This window comes from Amphritea opalescens, assembly GCF_003957515.1.
In the GTDB taxonomy this organism is placed as follows: domain Bacteria; phylum Pseudomonadota; class Gammaproteobacteria; order Pseudomonadales; family Balneatricaceae; genus Amphritea; species Amphritea opalescens.
Window position 1 is genome coordinate 236,274 of the sequence record NZ_RQXW01000002.1, and the last position, 14,740, is coordinate 251,013.

The window sequence follows — 14,740 nt, forward strand, 5'->3', positions numbered from 1 at the left end:
ATTGAATATATTTCTAATTGGCCCTATGGGTGCTGGAAAAAGCACTATAGGGCGTCTTCTTTCTCACGAGTTAAAGCTGAGATTTGTTGATTCCGATAAAGTGATTGAAGAGTTGGCGGGAGCTGATATTCCTTGGATCTTCGACGTTGAAGGTGAGGAAGGTTTCCGCGATCGGGAAGCAAAAATTATTGATCAGCTCAGTGCTGAGGATGGTATGGTGCTGGCGACCGGTGGCGGGGCCGTATTACGTGCCGAGAATCGCTCGAATTTGCAAGGGCGAGGAACCGTGGTTTACCTGCAGGCATCGGTAGCGCAACAGCTAGAGCGGACTGCGCGGGATAAAAACCGACCATTATTGCAAACTCCAGACCCTGAAACGGTGCTCAATACGTTGATGGAGCAGCGGCACCCTCTTTATCTTCAGGTGGCGGATGTGGTGGTGGATACGGAACGTCGTAACCCGAAAGCAGTGGTTACTGATATAATGGCGGAGCTTCGTGCACAGCAAATTATCAAATAGAGATAAGCTCCCCCATGCAAACGTTAAATGTAGATCTTGCTGATCGCTCATACCCTATTTTTATTGGTACCGACCTGTTTCGCGCTGAGCACCTAACGCCCTATATCAAGGGTAATCAGGTGCTGATTGTCAGTAATGAAACCGTCGCGCCGCTTTATCTTGATCCGTTGAAGTCTGCTTTGCCGTCGGTGCAGGTGGATGAAGTGATTCTGCCGGACGGTGAACAGTACAAAACATTGGGGCAATTGAGTGCGGTATATGACCGGTTGCTCGAGTGTCGGCATAATCGTACCACCACTTTAATTGCATTAGGCGGTGGGGTTGTCGGTGATATGACGGGCTTCGCGGCGGCCTGTTATCAGCGGGGTGTTAATTTCATCCAGATACCGACCACCTTGCTCTCTCAGGTAGATTCTTCTGTCGGTGGTAAAACCGGCGTTAATCACCCGTTAGGTAAGAATATGATCGGTGCTTTTCATCAGCCGCAGGTGGTGCTCGCCAGTGTTGATGTATTAGCTACACTGCCTGATCGTGAGCTGTCGGCTGGACTCGCGGAAGTGATCAAATATGGTCTGGTCTATGATAAACCGTTTCTGGATTGGCTCGAAGAGAATATGTCCGGCTTGGTCGGCCGAGATACCGCATTATTAAGTCACGCCATCTATCGTTCCTGTGAGTTGAAAGCGGAAGTGGTGGCGCAGGATGAAAAAGAGTCTGGCGTTCGTGCGCTGCTGAATTTAGGTCATACCTTTGGTCATGCGATTGAATCCTGCCAAGGCTATGGCAATTGGTTGCATGGTGAAGCGGTTGCCGCAGGCACTGTAATGGCCGCCGATCTTTCCGCGCGCTTAGGTTGGATAAGCACAGCAGATGTTCAGCGTGTTGTGCGGATTATGCAGGCCGCTAATCTTCCCGTTGAAGCGCCGCAAGGCATGACGGCGGATGAGTTTATGACGCTGATGGCAGTGGATAAAAAAGTGATTGATGGGCAGTTGCGCCTGGTTTTGCTGCAAGAGTTAGGTCATGCGGTGGTCACTGATCAGTTTGATCCGCAGCTGTTGCAGCAAACGTTAACCCATTTCACTGCTTAAGAGGACGTTTCGGTGGCTGATCTGAAAGGTAATGGCGTTGATTCGCTCGCGGATGCATTTGCGCAAGCAGAGCAGCGTAAAGATTTCTTTTATGAGCCATCTTCTCGACTTCAGATGCTGGAAAAACTTGAGCATCTAAGCCGTTTTAGTGATTTTCTATTATTGCTAACCGGTCCGGCTGGATCGGGTAAAACCGTATTGATTCGACAGTTGCAGGCGGCGCCGAGTGATCGTACGTTGCGGCTTTGTGCTGTCGATGGTCGTCAAACACCGAGCCTGAACGGGTTATTGGTGGCCTTGAGTGAGCAGCTCAGCCCTGAGCTGGATACTCAGGCTGATAATCAGGGAATGCTTAACGCTATTTACAGCTTCGCCCAAGTGATGGCGGCAGAGCATATCCAATGGGTTATCATCATTGATAATGCGGATGAGCTGGAACAGGCCGCTATTAAGTTACTGCTGCAGATGTTGAGTGAGGCGCAGGGTTTGCCGGTCAAACCGCATCTCTTGTTAGCCGCGGGGGATAACTTTCCTGCGAAGCTACAGGCATTTGATGAGTATGATCTGTTAGATGCTCAGGTGCATCAACTGCAGTTAGAACCGTTCACCTTTACCGAAGCGCGTAGCTATTTATTACAGCGATACAGTGCTGCGGCATCCCTCAGCGAGAAGCAATTGCAGGCAGTTTATGCCGCTGCGGGAGGCTATCCTGGCGGACTTAATCGGCAAGTCGAGCAGTTGTTTCGTTCCGGTAGCGTGCCGAAAGCCACCGCACCCACAGCCCTTACTCGAGTTCACTTTGTCAGTATTGCTGTTGTGCTGCTGGCCGTGTTGTTAGGTAGTTTATGGCAGTATTGGCCTGAGAGTGATGTGGGTACGACGCGTACTCAGGTTGAGATTCAGGTGCCTATCGAAGCGGGTGCGGTGATCGCTCAAACAGATGAGCCGGTGCCGGTGCTCGAAGCGCCTCTTGTTTATAATGAACCGCAGTCGACTATTCCTGCTGCTGTGCCAAGTACCGATATTCAACCGGGTGTGCCGTTAGATATGCAAGCAGAGATGTCACAACCGGATGCTAAGCCCGTTACTGCAGCGCCAATAGACATCGCGGTTAAGGTTGATAGTCAGCCAGGTATGAATGCCTCCTCGGATACCTCATCTAACCCTGTCGCGCAGCAAACTCAAACGCCAGCAGCTGCGCCGCAGCCCGTTATCCCGCCGACACCGCCTGCAAAGGTTGAGTCTCAGCCGGTAGCTCAGGCTGCCCCAGTAGCGCCTAAGGTAGTAAAACCAGTAAAACCGGCACCAGTTCCTAAGCCAGCAGTTGTCGTCTCTAAGCCTGCTAAGGTGGCCCCTGTAGCTAAACCTACGGTTGTTGCTGCTCCTGCGTTGTCTGAGGCGGAGCAGACATTACTCAAATGGCCTGCTACGGGATACACCTTGCAGATGCTAGGTGCGGGCAAGCGTAGCAGTGCCGAACAGTTTATTCAGGCTCAAGCCGAGCCGCAAAAGTTTTATATGTTTCAGACCCGTTACAAAAACAAACCTTGGTTTGTGGTAGTCTATGGGCAGTATAAAGATCGTAATGCCGCACATGCGGCTGCGACCGCACTCCCTTCAGCGCTGACTAAGCTGAAGCCTTGGGCGAGGACTATTCAGGGGATTCAGGCGGATATCGCGACCAGAAAATAGGTTTTTTTTGTCTAGCGGTGACAAACAAAAATATCATCTGTCTTGCTTATAATTTGTCCTTCCTACCCTCGCTGTGTAAAATACCTGTCCCTTTTTCCCTGCATTTACATCTGTAGCTGGAATTTAGCGGATGCAATATATTGATAATTAAGAACTTTTTGGTGGGATTCGTTTATGAGCATTGGTCTGTATCGCCCTGGTGAGTTCAAAGACAACTGTGGTTTTGGCCTAATGGCCCACATGCAAGGTGAACCAAGCCACAACGTATTGTTGAAGGCGATTGAAGCGCTTGCGTGTATGACCCACCGTGGTGGGATTGCGGCTGACGGCAAAACCGGAGATGGCTGTGGATTACTGATGCAGAAGCCGGATACGTTTCTGCGTGCTGCTGCAAAGAGTGACCTTGGGGTTGAACTAGGGGAAAGTTATGCCGTTGGTATGATTTTCTTGTCACAAGAGCCAGCCCTAGCGGCGGCTGCACGGGAAGTATTAAATAATCAACTGGCGGCGCAGGGGCTGACGGTTGCTGGCTGGCGTGTAGTGCCGACGGATCCTACCTGTTTGGGCCCGATTGCAAAAGATACGCTGCCTCAGATTGAACAGGTTTTTGTCACTACCGATAAAGCAGAGCGTGAATTCGCGGTCAGTCTTTATACGGCGCGGCGCAAAAGCGAGATCGCCCTGAGTGCCGATAGCGATTTCTATATCTGTAGTCTCTCGGATAAGGTTATTTCCTATAAAGGACTGACCATGCCGGTGGATCTGCCGGTGTTCTATCAAGATCTGAGTGACGAGCGTCTAGAAACCGCTATCTGTACTTATCATCAGCGCTTTTCGACAAATACGGCGCCCCGTTGGCCGTTGGCTCAGCCGTTCCGATTGTTGGCTCACAACGGTGAGATCAATACTATCGAAGGGAACCGTAACTGGTCCCGGGCGCGTTCAAGCAAATTTGCGACTGATATGCTGCCGCATGTTGATGAGTTGCAGCCGATTGTTAATACCACCGGTTCCGACTCTTCCAGCATGGATAATATGCTGGAATTCCTGATGGTCGGTGGCATGAACCTGTATCGTGCTGCGCGGATGATTGTGCCACCTGCTTGGCAGAATATGGATACCATGGATGCCGAACTACGGGCATTCTATGATTACAACTCCATGCATATGGAACCTTGGGATGGCCCCGCCGGTATGGTAATGACCGATGGCCGTTTCGCGGTGTGTATGTTGGACCGTAACGGCCTGCGCCCATCCCGTTGGGTGATGACCAATGATGGTCTGATCTGTACCGCTTCTGAGATCGGTGTCTTTGACTACAAACCTGAGGATGTTGTCTCTCAGGGCCGTGTTGGTCCGGGGCAGATTCTCTCTATCGATACTCAAACAGGTGAAGTGTTACATACCGCAGATGTCGATGAGCGCCTGAAAAAGGCTCAGCCTTATAAGAAGTGGATGCGTGAGAATGCACTGCCACTCGAACAAACCATGAACCTGACTGAAGAGTCGAAGTCTTTTTGTGAGATGACCCCGGAAGCGGTTAAAGCCCACATGAAGATGTTCCAGGTGACCTACGAAGAGCGGGATCAGATCCTGCGGCCGTTAGGTGAAACTGGCATGGAAGCGGTTGGTTCAATGGGTGACGATAAGCCAATGGCGGTATTGTCATCTAAAGTTCGCTCGGTTTATGACTATTTCCGTCAGCAGTTTGCACAGGTAACTAATCCACCGATCGATCCGCTGCGTGAAGCGATCGTTATGTCACTGGAAACCTGTATCGGTGCCGAACGTAACGTCTTTGAAGAAACCCCAGAACATGCGCGTCGGGTTATTTTGACCACGCCAGTGTTATCCGCGAGTAAGTTTCTGCGGTTGAAAAACAATACCGTTGACGGATTTGGTGTTGCGCAGGTCGACCTGAACTACGACCCAGCTGAGATGGATCTTAAAGCGGCGATTGAATCGGTTGCGGATCAAGCTGAGGCCCTAGTGCGTTCAGGTAAGGTGATTATTATTCTGTCTGATTTCGCGATTGCGGAGGGTCGGTTACCGGTCCATGCAGCGATGGCGACAGGGGCCGTGCATCACCGTCTGATCAATGCGGGCTTGCGGGCTGATGCGAATATCCTGGTGGAAACCGGTACGGTTCGCGACCCTCATCACTTTGCTGTGCTGTTTGGTTTTGGTGCGACGGCGGTTTACCCATATCTTGCGTATCGTGTCTTGACCGATCTATGTGCCACCGGTGAGATGCAGATGAACTGGCTCGATAGTCACGAAAACTATCGTAAAGGTATCAAGAAAGGCCTGATGAAGATCCTATCGAAGATGGGGATCTCGACGGTTGCATCCTATCGTGGTGCCCAACTGTTTGAAGCGGTGGGTGTTAGTTCGGATGTGGTTGATCTATGTTTCTCAGGTGTTGCTAGCCGCATTGAAGGTGCCGACTTTAGCGATTTCCAGAAAGATCAGCAGGCGCTTGCCAATGAAGCCTGGGTTGCCCGTAAGAAAATTCAGCAGGGCGGCTTGCTGAAATACGTGCATGGCGGTGAATATCATGCCTATAACCCCGATGTGGTGCGGTCTATCCATACGGCGGTTCGTAGCGGTGATAGTGCTGATTATCAGACCTATGCCGATCTGGTGAATAAGCGTGGAGTGGCGACACTTCGTGATTTATTAGGTTTGAGAAAAGATGTTAAGTCGATTCCACTGAGTGAAGTGGAGCCGGTTGAAAACCTGTTTAAACGTTTCGACTCTGCAGCTATGTCCCTCGGTGCATTGTCGCCTGAAGCCCATGAATGTTTGGCGATGGCGATGAATGAGTTAGGCGGTCGTTCTAACTCCGGTGAAGGGGGTGAAGATCCTGCTCGCCACGGCACCAATCGACGTTCTAAGATTAAACAAGTGGCGTCTGGCCGCTTCGGTGTTACGCCAGAATACCTGATCAATGCCGATGTCATGCAGATTAAGGTCGCTCAGGGTGCTAAGCCGGGCGAAGGTGGACAGCTGCCGGGTGGTAAAGTAAATGAGTTGATTGCACGGCTGCGTTATTCAGTGCCGGGCGTGACGCTGATTTCTCCACCGCCGCATCATGATATCTACTCCATTGAGGATTTGGCGCAGCTGATTTTCGATCTGAAGCAGGTTAACCCAGAAGGGTTGGTTTCGGTGAAGCTGGTTTCTCGTCCAGGTGTTGGCACCATTGCCTGTGGTGTAGCCAAGGCGTATGCCGATCTGATTACCATTTCGGGTTACGACGGTGGTACGGCGGCGAGTCCGCTGACCTCGGTTCACTATGCCGGTTCCCCTTGGGAGCTGGGTCTGGCCGATGCGCATCAATCTCTGCGCGGTAACCATTTGCGTGGCAAGATCCGCCTGCAAACAGACGGTGGTTTAAAAACCGGTTTGGATGTTGTTAAGGCCGCGATTCTTGGTGCTGAGAGCTTTGGTTTCGGTACCATGCCGATGGTTGCAGTGGGTTGTAAGTACCTACGTATCTGTCATTTGAATAACTGTGCGACCGGTGTTGCGACGCAAAACGAAGAGCTACGGGATAAACATTACCGTGGTACCGTTGAGATGGTGAAAAACTATTTCCGTTTTGTGGCTGAAGAGACCCGTCAGTGGATGGCGTCAGTGGGTGTTCGTTCTTTGGAGGAGTTAGTCGGTCGGGTCGATCTGCTAGAGCTGCTGGAAGGAACAACCGTGAAGCATGGCAAGCTAGATCTGTCACCGCTGATTTCGGATGCAGGCATTCCGGCTGAATATCCGCAAACCTGTCAGGTTGAGCATAACGATCCTTATGATACCGGCGCTTTGAATAGCAAGATGCTCGCGCTGGTTGAGCAGGCTATCAGTGACAAGTCCGGCGGTGAGTATGATCTGTTGATTACTAACTGTGACCGTTCGGTCGGTGCCCGTACGTCAGGCGCTATCGCTCGGGTGCACGGTAATCTGGGCATGTCTGACGCCCCGATACGTTTCAACTTTACCGGTCATGCGGGCCAGAGCTTTGGTGTCTGGAATGCCGGCGGGCAAGAGTTGTATCTGAAAGGTGATGCCAACGACTATGTCGGTAAAGGCATGGCGGGCGGTAAGATTGTTATCAGTCAGCCAGATGAAGTGACCTTTGCCAGCAACGAAACAGCGATTATTGGTAATACCTGTCTCTATGGGGCAACCGGCGGTAAATTGTATGCCGCGGGTAGTGCTGGCGAGCGTTTTGCGGTGCGTAACTCCGGCTGTCATGCGGTTATCGAAGGTGCGGGTGATCACTGTTGTGAATACATGACTGGCGGTCTGATTACGGTGCTGGGTCAAACGGGTTACAACTTCGGTGCAGGTATGACCGGTGGCTTCGCTTATGTACTGGATATGGATAACACCTTTGTTGATAAGTACAACCATGAGCTGGTGGATATCCATCGGGTCGCGCCACAGCACATGGAAGAGTACAAAAACCATCTGCGCTCGGTCATTATTGGTTTCGCTCAAGAAACCGGTAGCCAGTGGGGCTTGCAGATGATTGAAAACTTCGATGACTACATCGGTCGTTTCTGGTTGGTTAAGCCAAAAGCCGCCAGTCTGGGAGAGCTGCTGACTGATATGCGCTCTCGTCCGGAGTGATGAGTTTATCGAGCAGGTGTTTAGTTATAGCTGTGTCTGCCTACGGGCAGACATTATTAGGCGGGGTGAAGAATGTCTGAGCGTCTGAAGAATGATTTTCAGTTTCTGGAAGTAGAGCGTGAGGGACCAGGTAAGATCGCAGCGGATGTCCGTAAGAAGGAGTTTGCTGAGATCTATGAACCGTTCAAGTCAGAGGATGCGTCTGAGCAGGCACATCGTTGTCTGGAATGCGGTAATCCTTATTGCGAATGGAAATGTCCGGTACACAACTATATTCCTAACTGGCTTAAGCTGGTGTCAGAAGGCAATATTATTGAAGCGGCTGAGCTGAGCCATCAGACCAACTCATTACCAGAGGTGTGTGGTCGTGTTTGCCCGCAGGATCGTCTGTGTGAAGGCGCCTGTACGCTGAATGATGAGTTTGGCGCTGTGACAATTGGTTCGGTGGAAAAACATATTACCGATACCGCGTTTGCCATGGGTTGGCGTCCCGATATGAGTAAAGTGCCGGTGACCGATAAGAAAGTGGCTGTTATCGGTGCGGGCCCTGCGGGTCTGGCCGCGGCAGACGTCTTGGTGCGTAACGGTGTTAAGCCGGTGGTATTTGATCGTCATCCAGAGATCGGTGGTTTGCTCACCTTTGGTATCCCAGAGTTTAAACTGGACAAAGATATCATGGTGCGTCGTCGTGAAGTCTTTACCGATATGGGTATTGAGTTCCGTCTGAACACCGAGATCGGTAAAGATGTGCAGATGCAGACGCTGATCGATGAGTATGACGCGGTCTTCTTAGGTATGGGAACTTACACCTATATGAAAGGTGGTTTCCCCGGCGAAGATCTGAATGGCGTCTATGATGCATTGCCGTTCTTGATCTCTAACGTTAACCGTTGCCTTGGTTTTGAAAAAGACGTTGCTGATTACATCGGCGTGAAGGGTAAGAATGTGGTTGTGCTGGGCGGTGGTGACACTGCGATGGACTGCAACCGTACCTCTATCCGTCAAGAAGCCAACAGTGTGACCTGTGTCTACCGTCGTGATGAAGCGAACATGCCGGGCTCTAAGCGTGAAGTTGAAAACGCACGTGAAGAGGGTGTGCAGTTCATGTTTAACCGTCAGCCGGTGGAAGTCGTCGGTGACGGAAACAAGGTGACTGGCATTAAAGTGGTGACTACCCAGATGGGTGAGCCGGATGAAAATGGCCGTCGTCGTCCTGAAGTGGTCGAAGGTAGTGAAGAAGTGCTGCCAGCGGATGCGGTCTTGGTTGCCTTTGGTTTCCGTCCAAGTCCTGCCCCTTGGTTTGCCGACTTTGGTATCGATCTTCAGCAAGACGGTCGTATTAAAACCTCGGTAGATGAAGCCTTTGCCTTCCAAACCAGCAATGAGAAAGTGTTTGCGGGTGGTGATATGGTGCGCGGCTCCGATTTAGTCGTTACCGCGATCGATGAAGGCCGTAAAGCGGCTGAAGGTATGTTGGATTACCTTAAAGTGTAATTACCTGCCTGTTTAAAAAGGTCGCTTCGGCGGCCTTTTTTTATCTTTGTGTTACAGATCAGCAAACAGGAGAGTTGTTCGCGCCTGTGTGTAAAAACCTGTAAAATGCCCCCAGTTTTGAATCTGAATCGAGAAAAAGCAATGGCTGAATTGAAGAATGATCGTTTTCTGCGCGCGCTGATGCGTGAGCCTGTCGATGTGACACCAGTATGGATGATGCGTCAGGCGGGTCGTTATCTGCCAGAATATCGTGCTACTCGTGCTCAGGCCGGTGATTTTATGAGCCTGTGTAAAAATAAAGAGCTGGCGTGCGAAGTCACTATTCAGCCATTGGAACGTTACGATCTCGATGCCGCGATTCTGTTCTCTGATATTCTGACTATTCCTGATGCGATGGGTTTAGGGCTGTATTTTGAAGTCGGCGAAGGGCCTAAGTTTAAAAAGATTATCCGTACCGAGGCTGATGTCGATGCGTTGCCCGTGCCGGATTCGGCCAGTGATTTGAGCTATGTGATGGATGCGGTGAAAACTATCCGTTCTGAGCTCAATGGCCGAGTTCCACTGATCGGTTTCTCCGGTAGCCCGTGGACGCTAGCAACCTATATGGTTGAAGGTGGTTCGAGTAAAGACTTCCGGCATATCAAACAGATGATGTATGCGACCCCCGAGGTGCTACATCAACTGTTAGACAAACTAGCGCAGTCCGTGACTGACTATCTTAACCAGCAGATCCTCAGTGGTGCCCAAGCGGTACAGATCTTTGATACCTGGGGCGGTGTGTTAAGTGGGCCGAAGTATCAGGAATTTTCGCTTAACTATATGCAGAAAATTGCGAATGGACTGATTCGTGAGCATGAAGGCCGTATAGTGCCGGTGATTATGTTCACCAAAAACGGTGGGCAGTGGCTTGAAGCGATGACCGCATCCGGTGCCGATGCTTTAGGGCTAGACTGGACTATCAATATCGATGATGCCCGCGCTCGTGTGGGTGATAAAGTGGCCTTGCAAGGTAATATGGATCCTTCCGTGCTGTATGGTTCTGAGGCCTGTATTCGCAGCGAAGTTGCTGATATTTTAGCGCGTTATGGCAGTGGTCCAGGCCATGTGTTCAACTTAGGACACGGTATCCATCAATTCGTCGATCCTGATCAGCCGAAGATCTTTGTTGATGCGGTGCATGAACTCAGTGCGCAGTATCACGTCTAACGAGACGATGTTAAATCTATGTGAAATAAGAGGGCTATGAGCCCTCTTTTGTTATCCAGCGGAAAATCATGAAACGACTGACTCAACTTTTAGATAGTAATCGGCAGTGGGCCGAACAGATTAACCAGGATGATCCGCATTTCTTTGAAACACTGGCCCAGCAGCAGGCACCGGAATATCTCTGGATCGGTTGCTCCGATAGCCGTGTGCCCGCCAATGAGATCGTTGGCATGTTACCGGGTGAACTGTTTGTGCATCGGAATGTATCCAACCTTGTTATCCACACGGATATGAACTGCCTCTCGGTGATTCAGTATGCGGTGCAGGTGCTCAAAGTTAAACATATCATGGTGGTAGGGCACTACGGCTGTGGAGGCGTTAAGGCGGCGTTAGAGAGTACGCCCCACGGCTTGATCGATAACTGGTTGCGGCAGATACGCAAGGTGAATCAAAAGCACCGTGATCTGCTGTCTGCCTGGGATCACTCTCACCAGCGGTTGGATCGACTGTGTGAACTGAATGTGATCGAGCAGGCGTTTAATGTTTGTGAAACGACGATTGTGCAAGACGCTTGGGCTGAAGGGCAGGATCTAACCGTGCATGGTTGGATCTACGGTTTGAATGATGGGCTGGTGAATGATCTAGAATTTAATGCTTCTGAGGATGCTGAGGTTGAAGCACAATACAATCTGGCTATTAGTAAGATTGAAGCCTTACGGCAATTGGCGCTAGCTTCTGAAAAAGGCCACAACGCGAGAACATTGTGGGATAGAGTACGTACACTGTTTGATTAATCAGTGCTGCTCTGTGTTAATACCGATAATAAAAAGCCTCGCGGTTGCGAGGCTTTTTTTGTTCTGTTGAGCGGTTGTTACTTAGCCGCTTGTAGGGCCTGCTCTAGATCGGAGATCAAGTCATCGATATGCTCGATACCGATCGAGAGGCGAACCATATCATCGGTAACACCGGCTGATTTTAACTCTTCATCGTTCAGCTGACGGTGAGTGGTTTCAGCCGGAATAGACGCCAGAGATTTACAGTCGCCAATATTAACGAGGCGAATAAAAATATTCAGGGCGTCATAGAATTTACGGGTGGCTTCTCGGCCGCCGGCGATACCGAAGCTAAGAATACCGGATGCCTGTCCATTCATATATTTCTTGGCCAATGCATGGTCTTTATGGCTTTCTAGGCCAGCATAGTTTACCCATTTAACCTGATCATGACCTTCTAGGTATTTAGCGACCTTGAGGGTGTTTTCACAAACCCGCTCCATTCTCAGCGATAGTGTTTCAACACCTTGAAGTAACAGGAAGGCGTTCATCGGAGACAGTGCTGCACCCATATTGCGCAGAGGTACGACGCGGCAACGGCCGATAAAGGCCGCAGGGCCAAAGGCTTCGGTGTAGACCACACCGTGGTAAGAGACATCAGGGGTGTTCAGCAGTGGGAAGCGGTCGGCGTGCTCAGCCCAAGGGAAGTTACCGGAATCGATAATCACACCGCCAAGAGAGTTGCCGTGGCCACCGATATATTTGGTTGCCGCCTGTACAACGATATCTGCACCCTGTTCGATAGGACGCCACAGCGCAGGGCTGGCAACGGTGCTATCGACAATCAGTGGTAGGCCGTGTTTATGGGCCAGTTTGGCGAGGGTTTCAATGTCGGCAATGCCGCCGGAAGGGTTGCCGATTGATTCGCAGTAGATGGCGCGGGTACGGTCATCGATGAGGGCTTCCATTGCACTGAAATCGTCTTTATTTGCAAAACGGGTTTCAATGCCCTGGCGAGGCAGTGTGTGGGCAAACAGGTTGTAAGTGCCGCCGTATAGCTCGCTAGTGGCGATGATGTTGTCACCGGCTTCTGCAATCGTTTGAATGGTATAGGTGATGGCGGCCATGCCAGATGCCACAGCCAGTGCAGCAACACCGCCTTCCATCGCCGCTATGCGTTGTTCCAGCACATCGTTGGTGGGGTTGGTAATACGGGTGTAAATATTGCCAGGGACCTTCAGATCAAACAGATCAGCGCCGTGTTGGGCATTGTCAAAAGCGTAAGAAGTGGTTTGATAGATCGGCACCGCGGCCGCTTTAGTCGTTTCTTCCGGGCTGTAACCACCATGGACGGCAATTGTTTCCAGTTTCATCTGAAGCTCCTCATGAACAGTGTGAGACGTTTGTTGTCGTTTTATATCGATTCTTGTGCGCTAGATTGTAGCCCTTCAGCAGAAGAAATAAAGTTCTCTTTTATACAAGCCGGCGGCGTGTTCCGTTAGAATGCGCTGATTGATCTAGAGGAAAATCGGATGGCCAAGGCAAAGAGTGCGTATGTCTGTAATGACTGCGGTGCAGATTATTCTAAATGGCAGGGACAATGTAGTGCCTGCCATGCGTGGAATACCCTGACCGAAGTGCGTCTTAGCAGCGCTAAACCCAGTGCCGCACGAGGCGCTCGATTTGAGGGTTACGCTGGTGGGGGAAGCCTTGCCAAGGTACAGGATCTATCGGAAGTTAATCTGGCCGATATGCCGCGCTTTGCTTCGGGTTCGGGCGAACTTGACCGGGTGTTGGGTGGCGGCCTAGTGCCGGGCTCAGCGATTTTGATCGGCGGTCATCCGGGGGCGGGTAAGAGTACGTTGTTATTACAGACCATGTGTCATCTGGCACAACAGATGCCCGCGCTATATGTGACCGGTGAAGAATCATTACAGCAGGTGGCATTACGGGCGCAGCGCTTGGGTTTGACCACTGCTAATCTGAAGATGTTATCGGAAACCAGCGTCGAGCAAATTTGCACTATCGCCGAGCAACTGAAACCGAAAGTGCTGGTGGTAGATTCGATTCAGGTGATGCATGTGGATGATGTGCAATCTGCCCCAGGTAGTGTCTCACAGGTGCGAGAAGCCGCCGCCTATCTGACTCGGTTTGCCAAACAGACCGGCACGGTACTCTTTCTAGTGGGTCATGTGACCAAAGATGGCTCTTTGGCGGGGCCTAAAGTGCTGGAACATATGATCGATTGCTCGTTGCAGCTCGAAGGGGATAGCGACGGCCGCTTTCGTACCCTGCGTAGCCATAAAAACCGTTTTGGTGCGGTGAATGAACTGGGTGTCTTTGCGATGCTGGAGCAGGGTTTAAAAGAGGTTAAAAACCCCAGTTCTATTTTCTTAAGCCGAGGGGATAAACCTAGCCCGGGTAGCTTGGTGATGGTGGTTTGGGAAGGTACTCGACCGTTGTTGGTGGAGGTGCAGGCGCTGGTGGATCAGAGTCACGTGAACAACCCTCGGCGGATAGCGGTGGGGCTAGAACAAAACCGATTGGCGATGCTGTTGGCGGTCTTGAATCGGCACGGTGGATTGCAAACCGGTGATCAGGATGTTTTCGTTAACGTGGTTGGCGGTGTGAAGGTCTTAGAGACCAGTGCCGACCTAGCGTTATTACTGTCGGTGGTGTCCAGCTTTCGTGATCGGGCGCTGCCGCAGGATCTAATTGCCTTTGGTGAGGTGGGCTTGTCTGGTGAGATTCGTCCTGTGCCTAATGGGCAGGAGCGGATTAAAGAGGCGGCAAAACACGGTTTTCGTCGTGCGATTGTGCCAAAAGCGAATGTGCCAAAGCGGGCCCCTGAAGGGATGACCGTGGTAGGGGTGAGTCAACTTTCGGAAGCATTGGATGCACTCTGAGTCTGTTTTTTTAGCCGTGAGCGATCAGCTGTTCCAGTTCTCTTTCCAGCAGGGTCTCTATGCCAAGGTTGAGTTCGACGAGTCGGCGTAGATGGGTGAGGCTATCGATATCCATGTTCTGGGCTTCAAACCCCAGATGCGTGCCTAAGTGATGACGTAAAATAACCGGCATTTGAATGACAATATCGTTCGATAGCTGAATGATCAGCTCGGCGCTATCCCCTATTTGCAATAGCTCATGGTCAACGACGGATGTTAACGCGCCTTGGAATGAGATATCCATTAGTTGGACCGGCCAGCGATGGTTATCTGCGGTTTGGATCTCACAATGTGCGTCAAAGGTGATGCGTTGAAAGCGTCGTCGATCTTCGGTCATAGGTCTTCTCCTGCCGACAGCCTCACACTGTCAATCCATTAAGAATATCTGTT

The 14,740-nt window shown here is 51.0% G+C and carries 10 protein-coding genes; 8 read left to right on the forward strand and 2 right to left on the reverse strand.

Annotation, left to right across the window (positions count from 1 at the left end):
• The first annotated feature begins 1 nt into the window (after window position 1).
• From aroK to can, 7 genes are all read left to right on the forward strand, one after another.
• A complete protein-coding gene (aroK, locus tag EH243_RS03310; RefSeq protein WP_277600696.1) occupies window positions 2-520 on the forward strand; it encodes a shikimate kinase AroK in 519 nt (172 codons plus the stop codon).
• Between the two features lie 14 nt (window positions 521-534).
• Entirely contained in the window at window positions 535-1,611 is a 1,077-nt protein-coding gene (aroB, locus tag EH243_RS03315) for a 3-dehydroquinate synthase (protein WP_126157215.1), read from the forward strand.
• Window positions 1,612-1,623: 12 nt separating this feature from the next.
• Entirely contained in the window at window positions 1,624-3,303 is a 1,680-nt protein-coding gene (locus tag EH243_RS03320; protein WP_126157216.1) for an AAA family ATPase, read from the forward strand.
• A gap of 174 nt (window positions 3,304-3,477) precedes the next feature.
• Window positions 3,478-7,932 (forward strand): glutamate synthase large subunit, encoded by a 4,455-nt coding sequence (gltB, locus tag EH243_RS03325; RefSeq protein WP_126157217.1) that lies wholly within the window; start codon window positions 3,478-3,480, stop codon window positions 7,930-7,932.
• 72 nt (window positions 7,933-8,004) lie between these two features.
• Window positions 8,005-9,426, forward strand: a complete 1,422-nt coding sequence (locus EH243_RS03330; RefSeq protein ID WP_126157218.1) for an FAD-dependent oxidoreductase — start codon at window positions 8,005-8,007, stop codon at window positions 9,424-9,426.
• Window positions 9,427-9,567: 141 nt separating this feature from the next.
• Window positions 9,568-10,632, forward strand: coding sequence for a uroporphyrinogen decarboxylase (gene hemE, locus EH243_RS03335; RefSeq protein ID WP_126157219.1), 1,065 nt, complete (start codon window positions 9,568-9,570; stop codon window positions 10,630-10,632).
• Between the two features lie 68 nt (window positions 10,633-10,700).
• A complete protein-coding gene (gene can, locus EH243_RS03340; protein ID WP_126157220.1) occupies window positions 10,701-11,426 on the forward strand; it encodes a carbonate dehydratase in 726 nt (241 codons plus the stop codon).
• A 77-nt stretch (window positions 11,427-11,503) separates the two neighbouring features.
• Here can and EH243_RS03345 read toward each other — a convergent pair whose 3' ends face one another.
• Window positions 11,504-12,778, reverse strand: a complete 1,275-nt coding sequence (locus EH243_RS03345; RefSeq protein WP_126157221.1) for an O-acetylhomoserine aminocarboxypropyltransferase/cysteine synthase family protein — start codon at window positions 12,776-12,778, stop codon at window positions 11,504-11,506.
• A gap of 159 nt (window positions 12,779-12,937) precedes the next feature.
• On the opposite strand from EH243_RS03345, the gene radA reads away from it, so the two are divergent.
• Entirely contained in the window at window positions 12,938-14,311 is a 1,374-nt protein-coding gene (gene radA, locus EH243_RS03350) for a DNA repair protein RadA (RefSeq protein WP_126157222.1), read from the forward strand.
• A 10-nt stretch (window positions 14,312-14,321) separates the two neighbouring features.
• On the opposite strand, the gene EH243_RS03355 is transcribed toward radA, so the two are convergent.
• Complete coding sequence (locus EH243_RS03355) at window positions 14,322-14,687, reverse strand: PilZ domain-containing protein (RefSeq protein WP_126157223.1); 366 nt, start codon at window positions 14,685-14,687, stop codon at window positions 14,322-14,324.
• Window positions 14,688-14,740: the final 53 nt, after the last annotated feature.

Bases quoted from the DNA above. Each gene is read 5' to 3' on its own strand.
- aroB (WP_126157215.1), top strand. From the start codon at position 535: ATGCAAACGTTAAATGTAGATCTTGCTGATCGCTCATACCCTATTTTT.
- gltB (WP_126157217.1), top strand. From the start codon at position 3,478: ATGAGCATTGGTCTGTATCGCCCTGGTGAGTTCAAAGACAACTGTGGT.
- EH243_RS03330 (WP_126157218.1), top strand. From the start codon at position 8,005: ATGTCTGAGCGTCTGAAGAATGATTTTCAGTTTCTGGAAGTAGAGCGT.
- hemE (WP_126157219.1), top strand. From the start codon at position 9,568: ATGGCTGAATTGAAGAATGATCGTTTTCTGCGCGCGCTGATGCGTGAG.
- can (WP_126157220.1), top strand. From the start codon at position 10,701: ATGAAACGACTGACTCAACTTTTAGATAGTAATCGGCAGTGGGCCGAA.
- EH243_RS03345 (WP_126157221.1), bottom strand. From the start codon at position 12,778: ATGAAACTGGAAACAATTGCCGTCCATGGTGGTTACAGCCCGGAAGAA.
- radA (WP_126157222.1), top strand. From the start codon at position 12,938: ATGGCCAAGGCAAAGAGTGCGTATGTCTGTAATGACTGCGGTGCAGAT.
- EH243_RS03355 (WP_126157223.1), bottom strand. From the start codon at position 14,687: ATGACCGAAGATCGACGACGCTTTCAACGCATCACCTTTGACGCACAT.